Origin of the sequence: Trebonia sp. (assembly GCF_049794275.1) — a bacterium.
Lineage (GTDB): Bacteria > Actinomycetota > Actinomycetes > Streptosporangiales > Streptosporangiaceae > Trebonia.
The window spans coordinates 1-2,212 of record NZ_JBARCR010000194.1 but is presented as its reverse complement, the minus strand read 5'-3'; the positions used below and the strand labels follow the sequence as shown (position 1 = coordinate 2,212).

Annotated in this window: 1 protein-coding gene; it reads right to left on the bottom strand. The window is 72.2% G+C overall.

What is annotated here, in order from left to right:
* Positions 1 to 2,212: aminotransferase class III-fold pyridoxal phosphate-dependent enzyme (locus tag WA805_RS05610; RefSeq protein WP_425241809.1), on the bottom strand; the 2,212-nt coding region annotated here is incomplete at both ends.

Genomic DNA, 2,212 nt, shown 5'->3' with positions numbered 1-2,212 from the left:
GCGGCGAAGAGATCAGCCTGGCCGGTATGCCAGATCAGCGGTGGGCGGACCTTCAGGACGGTGCCGTCTGGTCCGGTAAGTCCGGCCAGGACATGATGGTCCCGGAGCGCGTCGAGCAGGGCCCGGGCGAAGGCGCGGCGGGCTGCGCGGTCCCGGGCGTGCGGCTGGCCGGTGACCTCGATGCCCGCGATCAGTCCGGTCCCGCGGACGTCGCCGAGGCGGGCGTCTTGCCGCGCTAGCTCGCGCAGCTTGTCGCGCAGGTAATCTCCGACGGTTGGGGTGCGTTCGGGGATGCGTTCGTTCTCCAGGACGTCGAGGACGGCGAGACCGGCGGCCGCGGCGGCGGGGGTGGCGGCGAAGGTGGAGAAGTACTCGTAGTCGCGGGCGAGGCTCTCGGCGATCTCCCGCCGGGTGATGAGGGCGCCGATCGGGTAGCCGGCTCCCATCGGCTTGCCGAGAGTGACGAAGTCAGGCGTGACGCCAGCGGCGGCGAAGCGCCAGAAGGCGGGGCCGACCCGCCCGTAGCCAGCCTGGACCTCGTCGGCGAGGAAGAGGGCGCCTGCGCTGTGCGCGCCGTCGACCAGGCCGGCGATGAAGTCGGCAGGGGCGTCGAGGATGCCTTCGCTGGTGAAGCCGACGTCGGCCAGGACGAGAGCGGCCTTGTCACCGTGGTCCGCGAGACGGGCGGCAGCTGCGGTTACCCGTCCGGCAGCCGTCTGGCGGTCGACGCCGCCGGTGCTGGGACGGGGCGCGGCGAAGGTGGCGACGTGGTCGGGGTGGTAGCCGGCGGGCCATTCGTTGGAGCTCAGGTCGGCCATCCATTTGGTTGACCCGTGGTAGGCGTGCTCGGCGATGACGGCGGCGTTGCCGCCGGTGCAGGCGGTGGCCATCCGCCAGGCGAGCTCGTTGGCCTCGGTGCCTGAGGTGGTGAACAGGCACGTGTCCAGTGGCCCGGGCATGGTCGCGAGCAGTCGCTCGGCGAGCTCGACGATGCCGTGGTGCAGGTACCGGGAGTGGGTGTTGAGGACGCGGAGCTGGCGGCTGACCGCCTGGGTCACGGTGGGGTGGGCGTGCCCGACGACGGCGACGTTGTTGTAGGCGTCGAGGTAGCGGGTGCCGTCGGCGGCGAACAGCCACGGCCCTTCGCCGCGGACGATGTGCAAGGGCCGGGAGTAGAACAGCGGACTGAGTGCACCGCCGGTGACCCGGCGGCGGCGCCGGAGCAGGTCTCCCGGCTCCGTGCCGGAGAGGATCACCCGGCTGGTGCCGGCCAGGGTGTGCAGGCGGCGGGTGACCTGGCCGGGGCCGAGGTCGAGGAGCTCGCCGAGGATGCGGCGTGTGCTGGTGTCGTACTGGCTGATGTAGGCCTGATGGTCCTCGTTCGCGGCCGGCCGGCGCTGCGAGATCGCCAGCGTCAGCGCGAGACGGCCGATGATGAGGTCGCCGAGGACGTCGGCCTCCTGCGGGGTCAGCGGGCGGTGCCGCTGGTAGCCGGTCAGGACGGCTCCGGCCAGGTCCCAGGTGCCCGCCGGCTGCTGCCTGGCGGTATTGCGCACGACGGAGGTCAGGGTGACGGCCAGATCGCAGACGTGCGCTGTGTGGTGCATGTCGCCGAAGTCGATCAGCCCCGTGATGACGGGTGCGCCCGGGCTGGTGCTGGTCAAGATGTTGGTCAGGGTGACATCGGCGTGGTTGAGGCCAGCGGGCAAAGCGGCAGTGGCGTCGGCCGCGGCCGCCAGGCGCGGCAGGACCCTGGCGACCGGGGGGCCGAGAGCGCCGAGACTGCCGAGAACATCCGGCTCGCCGAGCACATGGTGGGCACGGCGGACATCCCAGTCCAGGACGCGGCCGCCTGCGCGGTGGAACAGTCCCTGCAGGGCCAGGCTGGTGCGGGCGGCGAGGGCGCCGACCTGCCCGGCGAGCTCAGTGGTGACGGGCCGGCCTTCGGCCGGAGAACCCGGGACGACGGTGATGAGCCGGGCCAGGCACGCTGCGCCGGCGTCGTCGATGACGCGGGCGACGGATACGCCGGAGGCGGCCGGGACCATCGAGGGCAGCGGCAGGTCGGCGGCGGCCCGCGCCGCGTGCGACATCGCCGCATTCTCCATGTCGACGACGGCGGGATCCTCAGCAGGGTTCGACACCTTGAGCACGTAGCGGCCATCGAGAAGGACGTTCGCGTCACGCTCTGAGGACAGCTGCCGGACTGTGT